The organism is Flavobacterium covae (assembly GCF_001534645.1).
GTDB classification, from domain to species: Bacteria; Bacteroidota; Bacteroidia; order Flavobacteriales; family Flavobacteriaceae; genus Flavobacterium; species Flavobacterium covae.
The window spans coordinates 2,259,584-2,284,703 of sequence record NZ_CP013992.1 but is presented as its reverse complement, the minus strand read 5'-3'; the positions used below and the strand labels follow the sequence as shown (position 1 = coordinate 2,284,703).

15 protein-coding genes, 2 tRNA genes, 3 rRNA genes and 1 pseudogene are annotated in these 25,120 nt (G+C 33.5%); 12 read left to right on the top strand and 9 right to left on the bottom strand.

The window, feature by feature from the left end; translation table 11 throughout:
• Window positions 1–95 precede the first annotated feature (95 nt).
• The 5 genes from AWN65_RS10060 to AWN65_RS10040 all read left to right on the top strand — a co-directional run bounded on the left by AWN65_RS10060 (window position 96) and on the right by AWN65_RS10040 (window position 7,671).
• Window positions 96–1,055, top strand: coding sequence for a phosphoribosylaminoimidazolesuccinocarboxamide synthase (locus tag AWN65_RS10060; RefSeq protein ID WP_060383039.1), 960 nt, complete (start codon window positions 96–98; stop codon window positions 1,053–1,055).
• A gap of 63 nt (window positions 1,056–1,118) precedes the next feature.
• Entirely contained in the window at window positions 1,119–2,510 is a 1,392-nt protein-coding gene (locus AWN65_RS10055) for a hypothetical protein (protein WP_060383038.1), read from the top strand.
• Between the two features lie 725 nt (window positions 2,511–3,235).
• The gene (locus tag AWN65_RS10050; RefSeq protein ID WP_060383037.1) at window positions 3,236–4,621 is read left to right on the top strand and encodes a hypothetical protein; all 1,386 of its coding nucleotides are present in this window, start codon (window positions 3,236–3,238) and stop codon (window positions 4,619–4,621) included.
• 508 nt (window positions 4,622–5,129) lie between these two features.
• Window positions 5,130–5,891, top strand: a complete 762-nt coding sequence (locus tag AWN65_RS10045; RefSeq protein ID WP_060383036.1) for a cyclase family protein — start codon at window positions 5,130–5,132, stop codon at window positions 5,889–5,891.
• A 475-nt stretch (window positions 5,892–6,366) separates the two neighbouring features.
• On the top strand, window positions 6,367–7,671 hold the full coding sequence (locus tag AWN65_RS10040; protein WP_158447603.1) for a M43 family zinc metalloprotease: 1,305 nt from the start codon (window positions 6,367–6,369) through the stop codon (window positions 7,669–7,671).
• A gap of 125 nt (window positions 7,672–7,796) precedes the next feature.
• Here the strand turns inward: AWN65_RS10040 and AWN65_RS10035 are convergent, their stop codons facing one another.
• A complete protein-coding gene (locus tag AWN65_RS10035) occupies window positions 7,797–8,885 on the bottom strand; it encodes a M42 family metallopeptidase (protein ID WP_060383879.1) in 1,089 nt (362 codons plus the stop codon).
• Between the two features lie 80 nt (window positions 8,886–8,965).
• Here AWN65_RS10035 and AWN65_RS10030 point away from each other — a divergent pair, with 80 nt between their 5' ends.
• From AWN65_RS10030 to rrf, 6 genes are all read left to right on the top strand, one after another.
• On the top strand, window positions 8,966–9,676 hold the full coding sequence (locus AWN65_RS10030) for a DUF4294 domain-containing protein (protein WP_060383034.1): 711 nt from the start codon (window positions 8,966–8,968) through the stop codon (window positions 9,674–9,676).
• Window positions 9,677–10,472: 796 nt separating this feature from the next.
• Window positions 10,473–11,988 (top strand): 16S ribosomal RNA (locus AWN65_RS10020).
• A 73-nt stretch (window positions 11,989–12,061) separates the two neighbouring features.
• Window positions 12,062–12,135: transfer RNA gene (locus AWN65_RS10015), tRNA-Ile, on the top strand.
• 152 nt (window positions 12,136–12,287) lie between these two features.
• A tRNA-Ala gene (locus tag AWN65_RS10010) sits at window positions 12,288–12,364 on the top strand.
• Window positions 12,365–12,583: 219 nt separating this feature from the next.
• Window positions 12,584–15,459, top strand: a 23S ribosomal RNA gene (locus AWN65_RS10005).
• A gap of 181 nt (window positions 15,460–15,640) precedes the next feature.
• Window positions 15,641–15,749: ribosomal RNA gene (gene rrf / locus AWN65_RS10000) — 5S ribosomal RNA — on the top strand.
• Together the 16S, 23S and 5S rRNA genes with 2 tRNA genes alongside form the textbook arrangement of a ribosomal RNA operon.
• 81 nt (window positions 15,750–15,830) lie before the next feature.
• On the opposite strand, the pseudogene AWN65_RS09995 reads toward rrf, so the two are convergent.
• The 6 genes and pseudogenes from AWN65_RS09995 to AWN65_RS15265 form a co-directional block, all read right to left on the bottom strand.
• Window positions 15,831–16,660, bottom strand: a pseudogene (locus AWN65_RS09995) (IS3 family transposase); the annotation flags it as partial.
• A gap of 494 nt (window positions 16,661–17,154) precedes the next feature.
• Window positions 17,155–17,394, bottom strand: a complete 240-nt coding sequence (locus AWN65_RS09985; protein ID WP_060383031.1) for a hypothetical protein — start codon at window positions 17,392–17,394, stop codon at window positions 17,155–17,157.
• Window positions 17,391–17,828, bottom strand: coding sequence for a hypothetical protein (locus AWN65_RS09980; protein WP_060383030.1), 438 nt, complete (start codon window positions 17,826–17,828; stop codon window positions 17,391–17,393). The genes AWN65_RS09985 and AWN65_RS09980 overlap by 4 nt, the downstream gene beginning before the upstream one ends.
• Window positions 17,829–18,894: 1,066 nt before the next feature.
• Window positions 18,895–19,785, bottom strand: coding sequence for a tyrosine-type recombinase/integrase (locus tag AWN65_RS09970; protein WP_060383027.1), 891 nt, complete (start codon window positions 19,783–19,785; stop codon window positions 18,895–18,897).
• Window positions 19,782–20,699 carry a tyrosine-type recombinase/integrase gene (locus AWN65_RS09965; protein ID WP_060383026.1) on the bottom strand — a complete coding sequence of 306 codons (918 nt, stop codon included), beginning with the start codon at window positions 20,697–20,699 and terminating at the stop codon, window positions 19,782–19,784. Before AWN65_RS09965 ends, AWN65_RS09970 begins: the two co-directional genes overlap by 4 nt.
• A 255-nt stretch (window positions 20,700–20,954) precedes the next feature.
• Window positions 20,955–23,234, bottom strand: a complete 2,280-nt coding sequence (locus AWN65_RS15265) for a CHC2 zinc finger domain-containing protein (RefSeq protein ID WP_081078429.1) — start codon at window positions 23,232–23,234, stop codon at window positions 20,955–20,957.
• A gap of 164 nt (window positions 23,235–23,398) precedes the next feature.
• Between AWN65_RS15265 and AWN65_RS09955 the strand changes: the two genes are divergently transcribed.
• A complete protein-coding gene (locus tag AWN65_RS09955) occupies window positions 23,399–23,725 on the top strand; it encodes a helix-turn-helix domain-containing protein (protein ID WP_060383025.1) in 327 nt (108 codons plus the stop codon).
• A 38-nt stretch (window positions 23,726–23,763) separates the two neighbouring features.
• Here the strand turns inward: AWN65_RS09955 and AWN65_RS09950 are convergent, their stop codons facing one another.
• Window positions 23,764–24,090, bottom strand: a complete 327-nt coding sequence (locus AWN65_RS09950; protein WP_060383024.1) for a DUF1493 family protein — start codon at window positions 24,088–24,090, stop codon at window positions 23,764–23,766.
• Between the two features lie 10 nt (window positions 24,091–24,100).
• Window positions 24,101–24,898 carry an RHS repeat-associated core domain-containing protein gene (locus AWN65_RS09945; protein WP_145902556.1) on the bottom strand — a complete coding sequence of 266 codons (798 nt, stop codon included), beginning with the start codon at window positions 24,896–24,898 and terminating at the stop codon, window positions 24,101–24,103.
• Window positions 24,899–25,120: the final 222 nt, after the last annotated feature.

Sequence of the window (25,120 nt, the reverse complement as noted above, 5' to 3'; positions counted from 1 at the left end):
ACAACAAATAAAAAAATGATTTATCTTGTAAGTAAATAGGAAACCTTTACTTTTGTAGTACTGTTTACAACAATGTAAATTATAACAACAACACAATGAACACTATTACTTCTACCCAGTTTAATTTTCCTGGGCAAAAATCAGTTTATCACGGAAAAGTACGTGAAGTTTATAATATCAATAATGATCTATTAGTAATGATTGCTACCGATAGGTTATCCGCTTTTGATGTTATCATGCCAAAAGGAATTCCGTATAAAGGACAAATACTAAATCAAATTGCTACAAAATTCATGGAAATGACAAAAGATATTGTTCCTAATTGGTTAGTGGCAACACCAGATCCTAATGTAGCAATTGGTCATTTATGCGAACCTTTTAAAGTAGAAATGGTTATTAGAGGATATTTATCTGGTCATGCAGCTCGTGAATATAACGCAGGAAAACGCACATTATGTGGTGTTACAATGCCAGAAGGAATGAAACCTAATGATAAATTTCCAGAGCCTATAATTACACCCACAACTAAAGCAGAAGTAGGAGTACATGATGAAGATATTTCAAGAGAGACAATTTTAACAAAAGGAATCGTTTCAGAAGAAGATTATTTAGTTTTAGAAAAATATACGAGAGCTCTATTTCAAAGAGGTACTGAAATTGCTGCGTCTAGTGGATTAATTTTAGTAGATACAAAATACGAATTTGGTAAAACAAAAGAAGGGGAAATTGTATTAATTGATGAAATTCATACACCTGATTCTTCTCGCTATTTTTATGCTGATGGTTACCAAGAAAGACAAGATAGAGGAGAAGAACAAAAACAATTGTCAAAAGAATTTGTGCGCCAATGGTTAATTACAAATGGATTTCAAGGCAAAGAAGGACAAGAGATACCAGAAATGACCAATGAGTATATAAAAACCGTTTCAGATAGATATATAGAATTATACGAAAATATTATCGGACAAAAATTTGAAAAATCTGATATTTCAAATATTAATGAACGAATTGAGAAGAATGTTGTAACTTTTTTGAATGAAAAAAAACATATTTAATTTTTTTGTTATATTTGCGCTCTTGATCTGACTTATAAAAATAAGTCTATAAAATATAATGATATGAAAAAAGTAATTTTAGTTTTATTGATTAATTTACTACTATCCTGCAGTAATGATAAAGAATTGCTTAATCTAAATACAAATTTACCTACTGATGTAGCTGCTCAAGACCCAACAGAAGATAATATAAAAGAATATTTTAGTTTTCCAGTAACATCTATTAAAAAGACAGATGAAATTGTCAATAGTCTTACTAACACCAGAGGACTTAAAAAAGTAGGATACAAACAGGTAGATTTATTAGTTGAGAATACCATAATAGAAAAAAAAGATGCAGCAAAAGGAGAGGTAATTGCAAAAATTTCAGGAAAATTTGCTAATAAACCCTTTTCTAAATCATATACGTTTTTTTGCTCGTCAGATGGACCTAATGATAATTCTGAAGATTCGTATATTGCCAGAAATATTAAAATGGAATGGAAACCTGAATTTAAAGACAATCCAGAAGAATTAACAGATTTAGATTTTGATGCCCTTTATAGGTTAAAAAAAACGGATTTATTTACTACAGAATACCTAAGTAAATGGTTTGATTTCTATTCTAAAAAACCAAACTCTGATAAGGCATATAAATTCACTTCTGAGGATTTAAAAAATATTAAAATTACAGAAATAAAATATTCCGTATCAAACGCAGACATTATTTTAGAATATAAAGGGAAACATTCATTTTATTTATTCTTTGATTTTAATAAAGAAAAATATTATAACAAAAAGATTGTTTTCAACAAAGATGAAATAAAAAAATATTATGTATCTGGTGTGTATGAAAATTTAGAACAGTTCAAACAAACCTTGTTTAAAAACTCAAATGATTTTGTTTTAGAGATTTCTGCTAAGCATCATGTAGATTATAGAAATAATAGTATAAATTGTGATGTTTCTTTGTTAGCAAAAGGTGGTGAAAAATTAGCTGATTACATTGGCTATAAAATTTCAGGTTTCAAGCCTTTATCTGATTTTCCTAATGAATTTATAGTTCAAAGAACCGATGGATTAGATCGTTATATGCAAGATGTTTTGAAAGATATGCCTGATGGAAATGTAAAAACAATAGTTTCTCCTCTGCGTAATAGAATTAAAAAAGAGCTTCAATACAGTATAATTAGAGAAGATAATATTATTAATACCCTAGGAGATAATCTTGTTATTCGTTTATCAAACGGACAGTTAGCGCTAAAATTAAAAGAAAAAACCAATAATCCTGATTCTTTTGATACTTTGATACCTTTGAGTCAAGATATTACACATAAAGATATATACTTTAGACCTAATTTTAGTATAGAATCAGCAGTTAAAAAACAAGGTAAATTAATACTTGAATTAAACTTTCTTATTGATGGATACCCTACCATAGGTGGATTTAAACGAGAAATAGTAATAAATCTATAAAAACGGTAATGCGGTAAAAAATACACCAACTGTTTTTTTACCTTTTAATTCTTTTATTGTCCTATCAAATTAGAGAGGACTTTGGTTGTCTGAAGAGCAACCAATCCGTAATAAGTTTGATGATTATACGATAATTATAAGAGGCTGTCCTAAAAAGGCAGCTTTTTTTATGTTTTATTAATTATAAGGAACCTAATAATATAGCCAAAAAACTTGTTTCATTTGGCTTTTATAATATAAACACATCCCAATTACCCAATTTTTAAACCAAATTTATTTATTAGAATTTGAAACTGATTTATTCCCACTAGTAAATAATTTTTCGTAATTCTTACACTTAAATTATTGTTTATTTTTTTGAATTCCCCATTTTATAGTTTCTAGACTTTTACAAGTTGAACATCGTTTTTTTCTTTGAACTTTTCATAAATAAAAAAGCTTATTGAAATTCGTTTCAATAAACTCTTCGAAACTTCAAGTTTTATAATACTTAACAGCTATTTTGCCAACTTTTTTTTGCTATTAAACTATTTTTACCTTTTTTATTATTAAAAACTTTTATCTATAAAAGTGATATAAAAATAGTGTAGAAAGATCTTATATTCCTATTTGTTAAATAAAATTAAACAAAAAAGTTTTATTATTTAGTTTTTGGCATTATATTTGCAGTCTTCTTCTTGGATTTAGTTTATAATGAATCTAAATAAAATTAAAAATAAAATGTTATGAAAAAAATGATTTTACTCCTTTCGGTTAACCTGTTATTGTCTTGTAGTAAAGACAAAGAACTTACAGACCTAAAAACGGATAATACTGTAAATACTACTGATGTAGTTGCTCTAGTAGATCCAACCGAAAATGAATTAAGACAATATTTTGATATAGAATCTACACAAGATATTGATAAAGCAGCTAACAATATAACAAGAATAAAAGAACCAAAGAATATTAAAAACAAAGAATTATCAATAAAAGAAGTAATAATAGAAAAAAAAGATATTGATAGAGGTATAATCGAAGCGAAAATCTCTGGAACATTTGGGAAAAAAGCTTTTTCAAAAGTATATACATTTTTAGATTTTGTTCAAAAGCCTAATGACTCACAAATGGCAAATAGAGCTATTATAAGGTGGAAACCAGAATTTGAAAAAAATCCCGAAGAATTGACAGGTATAGATTTTGATGCTTTTTATCGATTAAATAAAAAAGATCTCATTACTATGGAATACTTGAGTAAATGGGTTGATATACATGCTCTTAATAGAGATCAAAAGAATTATAAATTTACTTATGAGGATCTGAAAAATATAGAAATTGTAGAACTAACCTATACGGATAGAGCGTTTAATTTTAGGATAAAATATAAAAATATAGTAGGAAGTTATAGAAGTTTATCTTTTGATAAAGATTTGTATTATAAAACAAAAGTAGTATTAAATAAAGATGAAATAAAAAAACGCTACGTTCAAGGAACTTTTAAGCACCTTGATGTTATTTTTGATGATTTAGTACATGTGCCAAATGAATTTAATTTACAACTAATACATGATAGTGAAAGATTAGAAAATGGGAATAATATATCATGTCGTTTATCTTTGTTAACAAGAGGAGATGTTGAATTAGCCAATTTTGAATATTATTTTGAAGGATTTAAACCATTATCTGAATTATCTAAAGAATTAGTTGTTCAAACAACAAGTGAATTAAACCAACATATGATACCTTATCTAATAAATACTCCTGATGGTGACGTTCTAGAAAAAGTAAAAAAAACATCACAGCGTTGGATAAAAATGGCTCAATTTGGAGTTATGATAAAAGATTACAATCCTCAGATAATAGATGAAGAATCAATCATCCATTTACCAAATAATCAATTGGCGTTAAAGTTATATGAAGAAAAGGTTAATTTATATGGAAGTTCTGTTTATGCTTTAGCTCCTAGAAGAAATAGGAAAGCATTCCGTCAAGACGTATTATTAATTGATCCTTATTTTAAAATAAACTCAGCAGTCAAAAAACAAGGAAGATTAATAGTAGAAATAGAATTATATCGTGTTAACGAGCAATCTTTAAAAAATCTCAAAAGAGAAATGATAATAGAACTATAAAATTTCAATAAATCTTATTATCATATAAACATATAATTTTATTCAAATGAGGGTGCTCTAAAAGGTCGTAATCTTTCATTTTAACAAAAAGAAGACTAGAGCCAAACCAATAGACAAAGTAAATTCACAGTACTGGCAATATACCTTTTTTCTATCATTTAAGTGATAAATTAAATATTAAGTTACCACTTTTTAGACACCCACATATAATAAAATAAACAACCCAAAATTTCTTATATATAATCTAAACATCGTTTTTTATCAAATTAGACCTTCCTCGTTATTTTATAAAAGAAATACTAAACAAATAGATTTTTTACCATATATTGTATTTGATTTAAAATAAATTATGTATAAAACTTTGGAATGAAAAGAGAAGAAGAAAAAAGAGTACATTTCTAAAATTTAAAAAAATATATGTAATAAAATTCTAAAGCCTAACTTGATTTAAAATCACGATCATTTCATATTATAATGATCCCTATCTTAGTTAATAAAAAAAATAAACATGAAAATAATTGATCTATCCAAAACAATCTATCAAAATCCTAACGATCCTTTCTTTATGAAAGTGAAAATCAAACATAAAACACATAAAAAATCAAAGTGGATTATAAGACTATTTGGATTACCCTTTAAATTATTTCCTAAACATTTTACAGGATGGGCAGATGATATGATTAAACAATTAGGAGTGCATGCTACCACCCATTTAGATGCACCCTATCATTATGGACCAACGAGTGAAGGCAAACCAGCCAAAACAATAGAACAAATACCTCTAGAATGGTGTTACGGAGAAGGAATTGTTATAGATATGAAACACAAAAAAGATTTTGAAATCATAACAAAAACAGATATCGAAAATTTTTTAAATCAAAAAAATATAGATATTAAACCAGGAAATATTATACTAATAAAAACAGGTCGAGATAAATATATATACGATAAAGATTATTACAAAAAAGGAACAGGAATGTCCGCAGAAGCAACGTTATTTTTAATTCAAAAAGGAGTAAAAGTAATGGGAATAGATCAATGGGGTTGGGATTTGCCATTACCTTATCAAATAGAACAAGCAAAAAAACAAAACCGAAACGACATATTTTGGGAAGGTCACTTAGTAGGCATAGATCATGAATATTGCCACATGGAACAACTTGTTAATTTAGAACAACTTCCTTATACAGGCTTTAAAATTGCTTGCTTTCCCCTAAAATTAAAAGGAGCTTCTGCAGGTCCATCTAGAGTAGTTGCTATATTAGAATAAAAAAACTAATCTACCTACCCCATATAATCACCTCTTAAATACCAAGAATACTTTAATAGACTATTTTTTCCACAAAATTTATTGTTATTTACAATAAATTTTGTGGAAAATATCCACTTTATCTAGAAGAAAAAACGCTAGATAAATCAATTTTCTATTTTTCTTCATGTGCAAATCACATATCAAGCAAAACCTATTTGTAGTAATTTCAAAAAAACTTAACTAAAAACTAATTCTAACCTAGGAATTTAAAACATAAAAAAAGAAAGTAAAAAAACATACTTTCCGCTCAATTGTATTTTCTAAACAGTAAGTAAAGCTGTTTACATTATATGATTTTGTAGACTTTTAGACGTTATTAATCAAAATATTTGATAAGAAAAAATAACTAAAAAGACTTTATTAAAAACATAACAACCATGTTCTTAAAAACCTAGTCTAAATTATTGAAAAATTAACAAAAATTAATATGAAAATGATCAATAAAGTTAAAACACTTCTATTTTTAGCGTTAAGTTATCCCGTTTTTGCCCAAAATATAAAATGCAAAACAACAGAAACCAATAAAAACCAAGTAAATAAAATAAGAGTTCAAGCAAATAAAAAATGGGATGAAGAAGTAAACATACCAGAGATAACAGATAAAGATTTAGAAAAAGAGTTTATCATCCCTGTCGTTTTTCATATTTTCGATGAAGGATATGTTTATTACCCAGAAACTAAAAAAGCAAAACCCAATGGCTATTATCTGGCAGATGAGAAAAATATTACAATAGAAAAAATAAAAAAAGCACTCGAAAAAGTAAATGAAGATTTTAACGGACTCAATCATGATTACAATACAGTTGATCCAGATTTTCAAGCTATAAAATCCAAATTAAAGATAAAGTTTGAATTAGCAAAAATTGGAAAAAATGGAAAATATAGACCAGAAGGATGTGTTATATTTTATAAAAAAGATGAAAAAGGCTTTGGAAATAATGATCAAAAAATCAAAAATTTAATACAAAACAAATATGCCTGGGACAACAATAAATACATCAATGTATATATTCAAAATGATATTTTTGATGATCAAGAAAATAACTCCGGTGTAGCCACATATCCAGATCAAGAAAAAACAAATCATAATTTTTCAAGAATAGTATATAGCGGTACATCCATTTATGGTAATACAAATGATGAATTTGCCTCCACACTTACTCATGAATTTGGGCACTTTTTAGGACTCATACACACCTTCGAAAACGGATGCAAAGGAACAGATGAAGTAGATGACACCCCACAAGAAGATACCATAGTAGCAAATACCCAATGTATCTCAGCCTTTAACTGTAATAAAGAAAAAATTAACAGCGAAAATTATATGGGATATAATGGAGCTTACGGATGTTATAAAATGTTCACAAAAGGACAAGTACAACGCATGTACAAAGCATTACATCACTCCAGTAGAAAAAAACTATGGCAAAAAGAAAACCTCGTAGTTACAGGATTACTACAAGAAGAACTTTTATCTAATAATCAATATGATGCAAAAAAAACAATAAACATATATCCAAACCCATTCAACTCCAAAATAGAAATTTCAGTAGAAGAAGATATAAAAGAAATAAAAATATTTGACATCCTAGGAAAAGAAATATTAACCAATCTTCAAACAACTAATCAAAAGATAATAAATATAAATCAACTAGAAAATTTAAAAACAGGACTATATATAGTTAAAATAATCACCGTTTCAGGAAAAATCATTTCTAAGAAAATAACAAAAAAATAAATACTAATAAAAAGAGACTGTCCAAAAAAGTTCGCAATCTTGTTCATTTCGACCAAAGGGAGAAATCACATAATGTTGATTTATTACTTTTAGGACAGCCTCTTCTTTAAAAATAAAACTATTTTCTATTTAAAATAAGAAAAAGTCTCATTATTCTCGATTCTTAAAAGACTTTCATAAATTAACTTTATAACATTTTCTACATCCTCTCTGTGTACCATTTCAACAGTTGTATGCATATATCTTAAAGGTAAAGAAATTAATGCAGATGACACCCCACCATTACTATAAGCAAAAGCATCCGTATCAGTTCCAGTAACCCTAGAACTAGCATGCCTTTGAAAAGGAATTCCTTTCTCTGTAGCAGTATCAACAATTAATTCTCTCAAATTATTTTGTACAGCAGGAGCATAAGCAATGACAGGACCACGTCCTATTTTTAAATCACCTTCAATTTTCTTATCAATCATAGGAGTTGTAGTGTCATGACATACATCTGTTACAATTGCAACATTAGGTTTAATAGTTTGTGTAATCATTTCAGCACCACGTAACCCAATTTCCTCTTGCACAGAATTTACTATATACAATCCAAAAGGTAATTTCTTATTATTTTCCTTAAGCAAACGAGCCACTTCAGCTATCATAAAACCACCCATTCGATTATCTATAGCACGGCATACAAACTTATCCTTATTTAAAATCATAAATTCATCAGGATACGTAACAACACATCCCACATGTATACCAAGAGCCTCTACCTCCTCCTTACTACCACAACCACAATCTATAAAAATATTATGCAAAGACGCACATTCTTCCTTACCTCTTCCGCGCGTATGAATTGCAGGCCAACCAAAAACACCCTTCACAATACCATTTTTAGTATGAATATTAACTCTTTTCGAAGGAGCAATTTGATGATCAGAACCACCATTTCGGATCACATATATTAATCCCTCTTCCGTAATATAATTTACATACCAAGAGATCTCATCACTATGACCCTCTATCACCACTTTATAAGGGGCATCAGGATTTATAATACCAACAGCCGTTCCGTATGTATCCGTAACAAAAGTATCTACATAAGATTTAAGATAATCCATCCAAATTTTTTGCCCTTCACTCTCATATCCCGTAGGAGAAGCATTGTTTAAATAACGTTCTAGAAAACTTATAGAAAGATCATTTAATATTGTTTCAGTACTCATAAAATTTTTTTTGCTAAAATAAAAAAATGGTACAACACTTGTAGAATAAATGTATAATTTTGAAGCAAAAATAAAACCCAATGTACAAATATAACATAACCCTAGTATTTCTCTTCTTATCCATGTTTACTATTACCGCCCAAGAAGTAAAAATTGATTCTACCGAAATCGAGAAAAAACTAGATATAAAAGATACAATAGCACAAGTATCCTACCAGTTAGAAGAAGTATTAGTAACCAATAGAGCCTACAATTTTAAAACAGAAGAAGAAAAAAAACGCTTCATGGTATTAAAACGTCGTGTTATGAGAACCTACCCTTACGCTAAAATAGCAGCCGATAGATTAGTAGCACTCAATAATGGAATGAAACTTTTAAAAACAGAACGAGACAAAAAAAAATATTTTAAACTAGTCGAAAAATTTTTAACAGAAGAATTTGAAGAACAACTAAAAAAATTAAGCAGAAAAGATGGACAGATTTTAGTAAAACTAATACATCGTCAAACAGGAATTACTACCTACGACCTAATCTCAGAGTTAAAAAGCGGATGGAAAGCTTTTTGGGCCAACAATACAGCAAGTTTATTTGATATAAACTTAAAGACCAAATACGAACCTGATTTAGTTGCAGAAGATTATTTAATAGAAAGTGTATTGTATCGTTCATTTATAGATGGTAGGTTAGTAGCACAAGAATCTAAATTAGGGCACAATTACAACGAACTTCAGAAAAATTGGCGTCAAAAAGTAAAAGAATATAAAGAAAGACATTCTGAACAACAAAAATAAATTATACCAACAAAGGCTATTTTCTTTTATCGAGAAAATAGCCTTTGTTAAATTACCCCTCTTCCTTTGAATAATAAAATTTTTAAAAATAAAAAAAAACTAAAATCTCAATTACAATATTTATGAGCGTGCCCCTTCGGGTCGGGCTGTCCGTTCTATCTTTTGCTGAAAGAACCATACCTATAAAAAAGAGCCATACAAATCAGCAAAAGGATGACACTTCCATCCCTCACGCATCCTTAGCCTCAAATAAAAAAAAAGAAACAAAAAATATCCTAGAAACAAACAAGAAAAAACAAAACAGCCAAATAGCTACAATTAAACCAAATACCAAACATATAATAACAAAGGAAAACAAACCGAGTTTTTTAGAACCAAACACGACCCAAAATAACAAATAAAAACCCCAAAACAAATAAAAAACAAAGTTAAATATTTGAAAAACAGCAACTAAAAAACAAAAAACAAAAAAAGCAAAAAAAGACTAGGAAAAAACAAAAAAAAGAACGTACCTTTGCAGCCGCAACAGCGAAGTTCTTTAACAAAACCTTAAGATAAATTTTAGAAGCTTACTTCAAAAAAAGTTTTCAAAAAAAATCTTGCGAATTTAAAAAGAAGTTTTACCTTTGCAGCCGCTAAGACAATAAGTCAAAAGCGAAAAACAAAAGAAACAAGTTCATAGACATATTGGATTGACAGCACGTTTTAATAGTAATATTAAAACAAAAAAAATAAGAGAGTAAGAAAACTAGCATTCTTTGTCAAAAATATTTAGCTCAAAAGCTATAAAAAACATACGATGAAGAGTTTGATCCTGGCTCAGGATGAACGCTAGCGGCAGGCTTAACACATGCAAGTCGAGGGGTAGAAGGAGCTTGCTCCTTTGAGACCGGCGCACGGGTGCGTAACGCGTATGCAATCTACCTTGTACAGGGGGATAGCCCAGAGAAATTTGGATTAATACCCCATAGTATTATTAAATGGCATCATTTAATTATTAAAGTTCCAACGGTACAAGATGAGCATGCGTCCCATTAGCTAGTTGGTGTGGTAACGGCACACCAAGGCAACGATGGGTAGGGGTCCTGAGAGGGAGATCCCCCACACTGGTACTGAGACACGGACCAGACTCCTACGGGAGGCAGCAGTGAGGAATATTGGTCAATGGACGCAAGTCTGAACCAGCCATGCCGCGTGCAGGATGACGGTCCTATGGATTGTAAACTGCTTTTGTACAGGAAGAAACACTCCCTTGCGAGGGAGCTTGACGGTACTGTAAGAATAAGGATCGGCTAACTCCGTGCCAGCAGCCGCGGTAATACGGAGGATCCAAGCGTTATCCGGAATCATTGGGTTTAAAGGGTCCGTAGGCGGTTTTATAAGTCAGTGGTGAAATCTGGTCGCTCAACGATCAAACGGCCATTGATACTGTAAGACTTGAATTACTTGGAAGTAACTAGAATATGTAGTGTAGCGGTGAAATGCTTAGAGATTACATGGAATACCAATTGCGAAGGCAGGTTACTACGAGTATATTGACGCTGATGGACGAAAGCGTGGGGAGCGAACAGGATTAGATACCCTGGTAGTCCACGCCGTAAACGATGGATACTAGCTGTTTGGAGCAATCTGAGTGGCTAAGCGAAAGTGATAAGTATCCCACCTGGGGAGTACGCTCGCAAGAGTGAAACTCAAAGGAATTGACGGGGGCCCGCACAAGCGGAGGAGCATGTGGTTTAATTCGATGATACGCGAGGAACCTTACCAAGGCTTAAATGGGAAACGACAGATTTGGAAACAGATCTTTCTTCGGACGTTTTTCAAGGTGCTGCATGGTTGTCGTCAGCTCGTGCCGTGAGGTGTCAGGTTAAGTCCTATAACGAGCGCAACCCCTGTTGCTAGTTGCCAGCGAGTCAAGTCGGGAACTCTAGCAAGACTGCCGGTGCAAACCGTGAGGAAGGTGGGGATGACGTCAAATCATCACGGCCCTTACGCCTTGGGCTACACACGTGCTACAATGGACGGTACAGAGAGCAGCCACTACGCAAGTAGGCGCGAATCTACAAAACCGTTCTCAGTTCGGATCGGAGTCTGCAACTCGACTCCGTGAAGCTGGATTCGCTAGTAATCGCAGATCAGCCATGCTGCGGTGAATACGTTCCCGGGCCTTGTACACACCGCCCGTCAAGCCATGGAAGCTGGGGGTACCTGAAGTCGGTGACCGCAAGGAGCTGCCTAGGGTAAAACTGGTAACTAGGGCTAAGTCGTAACAAGGTAGCCGTACCGGAAGGTGCGGCTGGAACACCTCCTTTCTAGAGACAAAAAAAAGAAAATAGACCCTTACTCTCGCTGTTAATTCAAAAAAAGAAAAGACTTAAAATACAGAGTCTCGTAGCTCAGCTGGTTAGAGTACTACACTGATAATGTAGGGGTCGGCAGTTCGAGTCTGCCCGGGACTACAAACAAATTTGAAAATTGATTAATTTGAAAATTTAAAAAAATTAAGTTTAAAAGGAAATTCTAGAAGCGAATTTTGAATTATAAATTTTAAATCATGAATTTGAAAAATAATTCAAAATATATAAATCAACATTCAAAATAGAAAAAGAATGGGGGATTAGCTCAGCTGGCTAGAGCGCCTGCCTTGCACGCAGGAGGTCATCGGTTCGACTCCGATATTCTCCACCAAATTGATTTGAAAATGAATTGATTTGAAAATTTGAAAATGAATAACATCTTCAAATTAACGAATCATCAAATCTTCAAATTGAATAAAGTTCATTGACATATTGAGATAAACATACAAACAAGTAGAAAGAACACTTTAGTAATTAGTACAGAGTGAATAGTAATTAGTCTTAGGGCTAGTCACTAATTACTAAGAACTAATCATTAAAAAAAAGAAAACAATAAGCAAAATAAGGGCGTATGGGGGATGCCTAGGCTCTCAGAGGCGAAGAAGGACGTGATAAGCTGCGAAAAGCTACGGGGATTGGCACACACGAATAGATCCGTAGATATCCCAATGGGGCAACCCAATGCATTGAAGATGCATTATCCAATAGGAGGCAAACCCGCTGAACTGAAACATCTAAGTAGGCGGAGGAGAAGAAAACAAAAGTGATTCCGTAAGTAGTGGCGAGCGAACGCGGAATAGCCCAAACCGTTGTTGTTACGGCAATAACGGGGTTGTAGGACCACAATATTTCTTATAAACAGAATTAGAATAACCTGGAAAGGTTAACCAAAGAAGGTGAAAGTCCCGTATAAGCAAAGAATATAAAGAATAGTGGTATCCTGAGTAGGGCGGGGCACGAGAAACCCTGTCTGAATCTGGCGGGACCATCCGCTAAGGCTAAATACTCCTGAGAGACCGATAGTGAACCAGTACCGTGAGGGAAAGGTGAAAAGAACCGTGAATAACGGAGTGAAAAAGAACCTGAAACCATACGCCTACAAGCGGTCGGAGCAGCACAAGCTGTGACGGCGTGCCTTTTGCATAATGAGCCTACGAGTTACCGTTACTGGCAAGGTTAAGTGATTAAGTCACGGATCCGTAGCGAAAGCGAGTCTGAATAGGGCGCTATAGTCAGTAGTGGTAGACGCGAAACCGTGTGATCTACCCATGGGCAGGATGAAGCTGTGGTAACACACAGTGGAGGTCCGAACCGGTTGACGTTGAAAAGTCTTCGGATGACCTGTGGGTAGGGGTGAAAGGCCAATCAAACTCGGAAATAGCTCGTACTCCCCGAAATGCATTTAGGTGCAGCGCTGTGGTAGAGTTATATAGAGGTAGAGCTACTGATTGGATGCGGGGGCTTCACCGCCTACCAATTCCTGACAAACTCCGAATGCTATATAATATACACAGCAGTGAGGGCTTGGGTGCTAAGGTCCAAGTCCGAGAGGGAAAGAACCCAGACCATCAGCTAAGGTCCCCAAATGTATGCTAAGTTGAACAAACGCGGTTTGATTGCATCGACAGCTAGGATGTTGGCTTGGAAGCAGCCATTCATTTAAAGAGTGCGTAACAGCTCACTAGTCGAGCGATCGAGCATGGATAATAATCGGGCATAAGCATACTACCGAAGCTATGGATTTGTACACTGTACAAGTGGTAGGGGAGCATTCTAACATCGCCGAAGGTGTCTTGTGAGAGATGCTGGAGAAGTTAGAAAAGAAAATGTAGGCATAAGTAACGATAAGGGGTGCGAGAAACACCCCCGCCGCAAAACTAAGGTTTCCGCAGCTATGCTAATCAGCTGCGGGTTAGTCGGGTCCTAAGGCGAATCCGAAAGGAACAGTCGATGGCCAACGGGTTAATATTCCCGTACTACTTATAATTGTGATGGAGCGACGCAGTGGTGAAAGTACCGCGAACTGACGGAATAGTTCGTTAAAGCACCTAACTATAGGCCCAGTAGGCAAATCCGCTGGGACTGGTGAAATGCGATAGTACTCGGAGTCTTCGGACAAAGGGATAGAGTACCTAAAGGCTGCCAAGAAAACCTTCTAAACATAGATTATAAGTACCCGTACCGTAAACCGACACAGGTAGTTGAGGAGAGTATCCTAAGGCGCTCGAGAGATTCATGGCTAAGGAATTAGGCAAAATAGACCTGTAACTTCGGGAGAAAGGTCGCCAGCGCAAGCTGGCCGCAGTGAAAAGGTCCAGGCGACTGTTTATCAAAAACACAGGGCTCTGCAAAATCGTAAGATGACGTATAGGGCCTGACACCTGCCCGGTGCTGGAAGGTTAAGAGGAGATGTTATGAGCAATCAGAAGCATTGAATTGAAGCCCCAGTAAACGGCGGCCGTAACTATAACGGTCCTAAGGTAGCGAAATTCCTTGTCGGGTAAGTTCCGACCTGCACGAATGGTGTAACGATCTGGACACTGTCTCAGCCATGAGCTCGGTGAAATTGTAGTATCGGTGAAGATGCCGATTACCCGCAGTGGGACGAAAAGACCCTGTGCACCTTTACTATAGCTTAGTATTGGTCTTGGATAAGTGATGTGTAGGATAGGTGGGAGACTATGAAATGGCGTCGCCAGGCGTTGTGGAGTCATTGTTGAAATACCACCCTTTGCTTATCTGAGATCTAACCCGCCCCTGGCGGGGACATTGCTTGGTGGGTAGTTTGACTGGGGTGGTCGCCTCCAAAAGAGTAACGGAGGCTTCTAAAGGTTCCCTCAGCACGCTTGGTAACCGTGCGTAGAGTGCAATGGCATAAGGGAGCTTGACTGAGAGACATACAGGTCGATCAGGTACGAAAGTAGAGCATAGTGATCCGGTGGTTCCGCATGGAAGGGCCATCGCTCAAAGGATAAAAGGTACGCCGGGGATAACAGGCTGATCTCCCCCAAGAGCTCATATCGACGGGGGGTTTGGCACCTCGATGTCGGCTCGTCACATCCTGGGGCTGGAGAAGGTCCCAAGGGTTGGGCTGTTCGCCCATTAAAGTGGCACGCGAGCTGGGTTCAGAACGTCGTGAGACAGTTCGGTCTCTATCTACTGTGGGCGTTAGAAATTTGAGTGGATCTGACTCTAGTACGAGAGGACCGAGTTGGACCAACCGCTGGTGTATCTGTTGTTCCGCCAGGAGCACCGCAGAGTAGCTACGTTGGGAAGGGATAAGCGCTGAAAGCATATAAGCGCGAAACCCACCACAAGATGAGATTTCTTTTAAGGGTCGTGGAAGATCACCACGTTGATAGGCTATAGATGTAAAGGCAGTAATGTCACAGTCAAGTAGTACTAATAACCCGTAAGCTTATTGGTGCCCCACCCAACCTCCCCAAAGGGGAGGAGCAAGGGTGGGGCGTAAAATTCTTTCCAAATTGAATATTTATCTCAATATGTTAAAATATTGGCAAGCAAAGCTTGCAGTGAAAAGTAATAAGTAACCAGTGACTAGATTTAAGCTAATCACTTCTCACTAATCACTCATCACTAAAAACCTTAAGGTGGTTATTGCGGCGGGGCTCACCTCTTCCCATTTCGAACAGAGAAGTTAAGCCCGCCAGCGTCGATGGTACTGCATACTGTGGGAGAGTAGATCGCCGCCTTTCTTTAGAAACCCTTCATCCGAAACGATGAAGGGTTTTTTGTTTTATACGTGTTTGTCCATGACAAAACTTACCAGAATGGGGTCTGTTTTCTCTTGCTTTTATCCAGGCTTTATAAGTGGTATTTTCCACTGTCATATCCTCACTTAATTGCCATCCAACTATCTTTCTATCAGCTAAATCCATTATTGTAGTGAGATAATTCCAATTGTCGTTTACTCGAACGTAGGTAATATCCGAAACCCATTTTTCTCCTAATTGATAACTGGTAAATTCTCTATTAAGTTTATTTTCAGCGATTGGATAAGAATGATTAGAGTTTGTTGTGATTACATATTTCCTTCTTAAAACACTCTTTAAGCCCATTTTTTGCATCCAAACAGCAATATAAGCTCTTGAATAATAGATATTTTCTCGTTCTAATGCTTTCTTAATTCTATAGCTTCCGTACACACTTTTACTTTGCTGAAAATGGTATTGAATTCTTTCTTTTAATACTATTAAAGAGGCTTTTTGCCGAATTTTATCTTTAGTAGTTAACCATTTGTAATAGGAGTTTTTACTGATTTTTAGATATTTACACATCTTCTTAACAGGATAATTGGATTCATGTTTATAAATGAATTCATATTTCATCTGTCGTTCTTGGAGAAGATGCTCACCGCCTTTTTTAAAATATCTCGTTCTAAAGTAATCTCTTTTAGCTCTTTTCGTAAGGCCTTTAATTCTAACTCTTCAGCTGAAAATTCTTTTTTCTTGGTAAAATCACCTGCTTTTGCTTCAAATTCTCACCTCCATCTACGTAACATACTGTCATTGAGACCGTATTCTTCACTTACTTCTTTGACTGTTCTACCTGAATTAAGTAATTCTACTATCATTACTTTAAATTCATTTTCATACACTTTTCCCATAATACAAAGTTAATATTTCGGGCTTACTTTTTTCGTACCATCAAAGATAGACATTCCACTCCTTTCCATTAAATAAATACGGCATAGAAATAGAGGAGGAGTGTTCTTCAAAAAGGACTTCTCCAAAAGGGATATACTCTACATGCTGAGATAACTGACCATTCATAGTGCTAATATACGAAGTACTTCCTAAATGATCGCTATGGTAATAAAAAATATCTTTTTCAAATAAGCCGTTGCCTACAAAACCATCGCCTGCGGTTACATCTGCGGGTTTTATAGGATCGCCAAACTGTATGGGTGGTCCTGGTATAAAAATACCTCTCGAAATGGAAATATATTTAAGAAATTTAAACCAAAATGTGACTTAAGATTTTCGTACCAAATTTTGTTGCTATTCCAATGCTTTTGTAGGTAAGAAAAAATTAAAAGATGCGCTCTCTGGAGTGTTGAACGATGTAAAATAATAAAGCCCCGATTTCGGGGCTTTATAGTTAATTACATAATTTGTCAATTATATTTTCAAGTATTTTTCCTTCTTGAGTTAATTCATAGTCTTCATCAAAACCAATTAATTGCTGTTCTTCTAAAGCCCAGTCTCTAATTTCATCAGCGAAGCTATTATCTATATTAATTATTTCGCTTTCTTTTACGGCAAAGTCATAATTTGTCTTGTCTTTAAAAAAATTATTCTTTAAAAGATTTAATTCGTCTTTAGAAAATTTCACTTTCATTCTTTAATCTGTTTTATTAGTTTAGCAGCTTTACTTGAAGATGTTGGATTTACAGATATAACTTTTCCTGTGCTTGGATTTATAACTACTTCGCCTGCTTTCCCTATAAATCTTTGACTTTGTCTCCCTAATCCATCCGTAATAGCATCTTTAACAACTAGTGGGTTTTTTAAAGCATCTAAAATCGCATCTGGTTTTACTCCCTTTCTACTAAAATCTCCAACTGCTCTATTTAGTGCGTGTTTACCAAATCCTGTAACTTTAATTCCATTAGCAGTTTCAACTCCTAGTTTTTTAGATACTTGTTCTGTTAATTCTGTATCTGCTTTTGTGTTTTTACCTTTGGATGTAATAACAACAGCTAAACTTGTAACTAACTGAACATTTTCAGATGTTTCTTTTGATACATCACTACCTGAAATTTTTTCTCCCAACCATTGTATACCAGCTGTTACCAGTTCATCTAATCCTTGACCTACATAACCTCCTTGTACTTTTGGAACTTCTAATTTCTTTAAAGTAATAGAAAGTTTGTTGATTTTGTTTTTTCTTTCCTGGTGGATCTATGACATCCTCTGACGACATACCAGTTGGGTCGGTAAATCGAAGTGGATTATTTTCACAAAATGCATAAGGTGAAGTGTCAGGAAACTCTTCCGCTAGTGGGTCAATAGACATCCAACACTGCACAACTTTCGCCTCGCGCGAGGGCTTGGGTTCGTGCCTACGAACAATTTGTAATGGATTATATGTGAGTTTGTAGCATCCCATTTGTAAAATCAAAAGTACTTATTTTTTCAATTGTTTTTCAGTTGAAAAAAAAAGAAGTTGTTTTTTATTGAAAAAGTAAAAGCAAGTACAAAACCAACTTTCCATTTTGCCTGTGGTTTGGGGTTGGTTTTGTTCTTTCGCTCGATTTTTTTGGAAGATTGCCACTTTTTATTTTTCAATTGAAAAAAAGGCTTCTTGGCAATCTTCTAAAAAAATGAGCCAACAACCGTAGGGCGTTAGTCATCGTACTGTTTTTTAAAATTTTTGTGATAAAAAACAAGTAAAGATTTAAGGCTACAAGTTTTCACGAAGTAGGCGTAATTTTGCGAAGTTTTTTGAACAAAGAATTTACAAATAATAAAGCTTTCGTAGTGCGTTGGCAGTAGGGTCGGCAGTGGGTGGGAGCGATGGAGTGGGGCTATTTTACATAATAAGCTTATGGTGCAAGGCGAAGCGAACCCTTTAGGGCTTGACTCATAATGGCTTATTATGTAACATAGCTTTGGGAGTGGTTGAGGGTTGGGTTTCGGCTCTTGTTTTTTGAGCGTGGGAAGTAAGCGGATAAAAAAAGGTTTTTTTGTGTGCGATGGGCTTTGGAAAACAAAAACCCTTTTTTTATTGGCTTACTGTGGGGAAAAACAAGTGCCGATAGCGTTGGGAGAACCACTGGAGCGTTGGGGTGCGTTGGCTGGGTGGGTGCAAATACTTCGTGCGAAGCACACCGCTTTTTTATTTGATTGGATGGTATTGGTTTACTGCTTGTTGTAATTGCTCCAGTTCAGTTTGTTTGTATTGGATTGTTGTACTTGCCCTGCGATGTCCGCTAAAAACTTGTACTATTCTAGTATCGTTTTCTTTTTTTAATAGATTAGCAATTACAGATTGTCGGATTTTCATTGGTTGTATTTGTTCGCTTTTTGGTTTTTGTTCGTTTATCATTTTACTGATTCCGTGTGCATTTATTTTTTCGCCGTATTGTCCAAGTATAAAAGTTTTATTTTCTTGTTTATTGTTGTATTTCAGTAGTTTAATTCTATCGTCATTTAAGTATTTATAAACTAATAATATTTGTTTGGCTTGTAATGGTAAAGTTCTTGATTGTGGACTTTTTGAAGTGATTTCTAGACTTCCTTTGATGTAAATTTCACACTTTTCTAAATTGATGTTTTCAACTTCTAATTCTGCTATTTCTTTGACGGTTAAGGCTTGATAAATGAGTAAACTTATAATTACTTTGTTTCTGTTTTCTAAATATTTTTTCTTTCTGATTTGATAGGTTTCAAAGAATTTTTCTAATGTTTCTGGGCTGTAAAGTGTATCAACTTGTATTTGTCTATCTATTTTATCTTTTAAAAACAATTCACTGCAAGGATGATCCTTTCTTTTTCCGATTTCTAATAAATAATTGAAGTAAATTTTAACTCCATACAACGAGTGTCGTAATGTTTTTGGACTTAAATCGTAATTCTTTCGTAAGTGTTCTATGTAGTTTAAAATATCTTTAAAAGTGGCTAATTTGGCTTTATTTCCGTAGTAATCTGTAAATCGTTTTATTAAAAATAAGTTGCTGTTTAATGTGCTTTTGCTGTATTTCTTTTCCAAATAATTACGTAGTGTCATTTCATATTATTAATTTGATTTTGAGTTATATGTGTATATATTTCTGTACTCTCGATGTGGCTATGTCCTAAAAATTTTTGAACCTGTTCGAGCTTCATTCCGTTTTGTAGTAAGTGTGTTGCGATTGAGTGCCTTAATGAGTGAATTCCGATTTTATTTAATTCTTCAATCTTTAATTTTTTACCAAATTCTGTTTTTAAAATTAGTTTCTTAAAGTGTTTATTTATAGTATCATCACTCATTCTTCTTGCTTTATTATTTATTAAAAACTCATTAGTTTTATGCTTTAAACTTTCTAAATATTCTTGTAATTCTTGGGCTAATTTTTCACTAATTGGGATTAATCTTCTTTTGCTGTTTTTACCTTTTTGTACTATTACTAAATTTTCAATTATTCTAATATCTTCTTTATTTAAATCGCTGATTTCTTGAACTCTTAACCCACAACCATACCCCATATTTAAAATCGTTTTTTCTTGTAAATTCGCTATTTTATAGAGTTCTTGTATTTGATTTTGAGTAAAAATAAATCGTTCTACTTTTTCATTGATTGGAGTAAATTTTAAATGTGATGCCGGACTGCTTTTTATAACTCCTAATTCTAATAAATACCCTAAATATTGTTGAAGATTTCGCATATTATCATAAATAGATTTCTGCTTTAGTTTTTGTTTAGTTCTTTGACTAATTTTTTCTTTTAGATAGTTGTTGTATTCGGCTATTTCTTTTGGTGTAACTTTTTTTATTTCAAATATTTGATACTTTTCCAGCCAACTAAAAAACTCCTTCAGATATAAATATCTCGCTTGTGTGGTTTCGGGGTTTAATCCTAAAATGTCTAAATGTTTTTTGTAGTTTATGGCTTCTGTTTGGTAATATTCTGTGTAGATTTTGTGTTTACTTGGAGCACCCATGCTTATGATGTTTTTAAGGTTTATGATGCTTTTGCTTACTCAATATTTTGAATTTAGGAACGCTAGACTATTTTTTTATTGTTTTCTTATATTTTACAATACTTTACAAGGTTTTCTAGTGTTCCTTTTGCGTTCTTTTAGTGTTCCAACTTACTTTTGCTCTTGTCGTAGCTGTTCAATCTGTAACATTAAAAAGTCTTTTATTTATTCACTTCTTTTTTTATTGTTTTTTTAAAGGAGTTCATGAATAAAAGATTACTTATTTTTAAGGCTTTCGATTTGGTTCATTAAGTAATCTTTTATTTCAGCTCTTAATTTTTGGTAATTATCCCAATAGGAGATTTTATATTTTATGCCTTTGTTTGCAAAACCGCCAACCTGTTTGATGTACTCTAACTCTAAAAGCGTTTGTATATATCTAAATATCTGTGTTTTACTTATTCCTAAATCTTGTCTTATATCTCTTAAAATAAACTCTTGATTTTCGTTTTTAACGTGTTTTTTTAATCGTTCAAAAAATTGTCTTAAACTTCCATCAAGTTCATCAACTTTTAAAATGATACTTTCAAAAAGTACTTCGGTGGCTTGTTCTATGTCTTCGATTTCGGTTATTAATTGGTTGTTGTTGGTTAGTTTTCTTTGGTATTGATTTAAGAAGGTTACTTGTTTGATTACGGCTTGATACATTTCGTTTAACCGTCTTATTTTATGCACTTTCTCTGGTAAATGTAATTGTGTGGCATACGGATTTATAACTTCATAAACCTTTAAATTTCTTACCATACTTTGTATAAATCCTATTGCTTTTTGACTTTCGTTTGGATCTATTTCTCCTGCATTGCGTTTGTTTTGGTATTCGATTATTCTTGCGGTTTGTTCCTTGCTCTCATCAACAGCAATTAAAAAACTTCTACTCATATTGTCCTCGTAGGTTTCGCCTTTTGTTGTTGCCGATAAACTACTAAACTGACCTTTTACTATTTTATGACTGCTTTTATTGTTTCCTTTTTTGTCTTTGATAGTTACAGAACTTCTTAATACTTGATTACTTATAAATTCCCTTAAAGCATATAGTGCATCTTCTTTTAAACCGTCTAAATCTTCAATAATCACCACCTTTTGGAATAAATCAAACTCACCCCAATTGTATAAAGAACTTTCTGTAATTCGTGTAAATCTTAAAACGTCTTCTTGAGGCATAAGGTCTGCAATTCTGCTTATAATATGGGTTTTTCCGCTTCCGCTTGAGCCTTGTACGAGTGCGTGTAATGGACTTTTATTTAAATAACTAATGATGATTAAAAATAATAACATTCTGCTGTTTTCTTCTCCAACTATTCCTGCTTTGCCGATTTCTATATTTAAGTTTTTTAGTAAATGTTTTCGTTTTAAGAAGTCGATTGCGTTTGATGGTTTTTGGCTTTCAGTTTTTGGCTGTTCTGTTGTTTTATCTTCAATTGAAAAAGAAGGATTTAACTGTGTTCTTTTGTCTAAAAGTTCAATAAAAATATCTTCGTTGTGTAGTTGTAGTGTTTCATTGATGTCTTTGTTTATGGGTTCTAACACGCTTATTTTTATTCCTGGTATAAGTTCTAATATTACTTTAGAATAATTCGCTGTCGCCGTGCGACCTGCGGTATCATTGTCAAAAGCAAAGATGATTTCTTCTAATTGTTTGAGTTCTTTTATTGCTTTTAAAATTTCATCATTCAATCCGTTAGTTCCAAAGCAAGCTATAAGCCCCCAACCCCCAAAGGGGGCTTTTTCAAGCGTTGGCAACAAACTTGCACCATCAATAATACTTTCGGTTAAGATTAGTTTTTTAGTATTTACATTGGGATAATTTGGATATAAACCTTGTCTGTTTTTTAAATAAAAATGTTTACTTTCTTTCTCGTTTAATGTGCTTCTAAAGTATAAACTCACTACTTGATCATTTCTGTTTTTTAAAGCAAAAACAATACACCATTTGCCAAAAACGTTGTAAGCTGTTTCTCCTGTTCTGCCTTTGTTTCCTTTGTCAATTAGTAATCCATATTCTAAACATTGATTAATTAAAGTTTTGTCTTTTCTTGCTCCGTGATGGAACTGCCCACCATTGTAACCGACTTCTATTTTTTTATTATCTAAATTTCTATTTTGTAGATATTTTTTGGCTGGTTTACTGTTGCTGATGGCATTTTTAAAATACTGGTACATATTACCCAAAAATTGCTCTCGTGATAAATCTTGCTGATACCTTTCATTTTTGTTGGGTTCTTTATGCCCTAAAATTTCAACCGCTTTGTTAATGGCTTCGTGTTTGGTGCAGTTTTCTTTATGCAGTATAAAATCGATCACATCAATACTTTTGCCGTGTGTTTTGCAATTGGAACTAAAACAGTATGCCGTTTGTGTTTTGTAATACACTTGAAAACTTGGGGTTTTATCTTCGTGAAACGGACAATTTAAACGACTTTGTTTGTCGGTTTTTAAGCCGTAGTAGTGTAATACGTTGGCGATGGTTAATTGCTCTTTGATGTCTTGGATTTCCATTGACTAAAAAATATTTAAAATTATTCTTGACAACTAATTAGGTGCAAAGATACCATTTTAGTTTTATTTTGCAAACTTTTTGAGTTTTGAAGAACTGATTTAGTTTTCATATCTTTGCAATTCAATAGTAAACAAGGTTTTTTAACCCTATAAAGTTTCTTATTATGGATTTTGGAAGTGTAGTTTCTGAACTTAGAAAACAAAAAGGAATATCCCAAACCGACTTAGCTAGTCAATTAGGTATTCATAAAAATGTATTAGGAAGATATGAGAGAAACGAAGTTTATCCCTCTATTGATTTAGCTCGTAAAATTGCTGATATTCTTGATGTGTCTTTAGATTACCTTACTGGAAAAGACGATGTACAAATTGATAAAGATACCAGTAGCCGTATTTTAGAAGTTTCTAAATTTGAAGAAGCTGACCGTAACCATATTTTTTCGGTTATTGATGCCTTTATTGCTAAAAGAAAAATTCAAAGTATTTTATAAAACAAAGAAAAGCCGAGCATCGCTCGGCTTTTATAATATTACGATGGGTCAAACCATTCTTTTCGTTTAGCAACTTCAATTAAATGAGATATTAGTAATTCCTGTCTCTCTGAATATACTTTCTTTTTAAAAAAAGGTTTAAAAAAAACTAATTCTCTCCAACTATAATCAGGATAATTAAAATATTTGTCAATGATAAAGCCTTTATAATTAATTTCAAATTTTTCGAAAAAATTTTCCATTAAATTTTCAGCATCTAAATCAAATATTTTATACTGATCACTTGCAATATTTGAATTCTTTTTTAAAGATTTTATACCAGTATAGGCTATTAAAAAATCTAAAACTTTAGTATCTTTTTCCATATTAATAGATTTAGTTACTTATTAAATAGCCTCCAAATCCGATTCTTCCTGTCCCAATAATTGGAGCATTCCTTCCTAAAAATGTACCCCAAGTGGTACTTCTTCCATATAGAGTTGGTAAAGATTTCACTCCCAAAACATTTATTGATTTAGAACCAATCATTTTTTCGAAATAAACTGAAGATTTTAAAGTATATTTCGAGCCACCTAAAACTGTTCTAACCCCAACAGAAGATTTTAATACTTTAGTGAACCCCATTGCTATTAATTTACCTCCATGATAAATTTCTCCAGCACCTACAAGATTTGTTGTAAAATTTAATGAATCATCATTAATAGCTCCAGTAGCCATTGGAAAACCTTTAACTCCATAGCCTCTAAATCCTCCAAGTTCTCTAAATTCTCCTTGCGATACAGCTCTAAATTGCACAGGTGTAGAATCTATAATGTTACCTTTCTCGTCATACAAATAATCAGTAGTATCTCCACCTTTGTTGTTAACTTGTTTTCCATTTTTATCGTAGCCATTATCATCCCCCAAATGCATCGCGTGATTGAGCCCACTATCATCACTATCCCCATCTGGATTTATTCCAGTAGTTCCTGTTTTGTTTATATTTAGTAACTTTTGTAAATTACTTTCATAACCAGAGCTAATAGGTACGGTTATATCAATTTTTCTTTCATCATTGTTTCTTTCATCTACTGGCTCCATCCCTGTTGGGTCTGTTAGCCTAATCGGATTTCCAAGACAATAGTTATATGGCGAAGCGTGAGGAAACTTCTCCGCTAGCGGGTCAACAGACATCCAACACTGCACAACTTTCGCCTCGCGCGAGGGCTTGGGTTCGTGCCTACGAACAATTTGTAATGGATTATATGTGAGTTTGTAGCATCCCATTTGTAAAATCAAAAGTACTTATTTTTTCAATTGTTTTTCAGTTGAAAAAAAAAGAAGTTGTTTTTTATTGAAAAAGTAAAAGCAAGTACAAAACCAACTTTCCATTTTGCCTGTGGTTTGGGGTTGGTT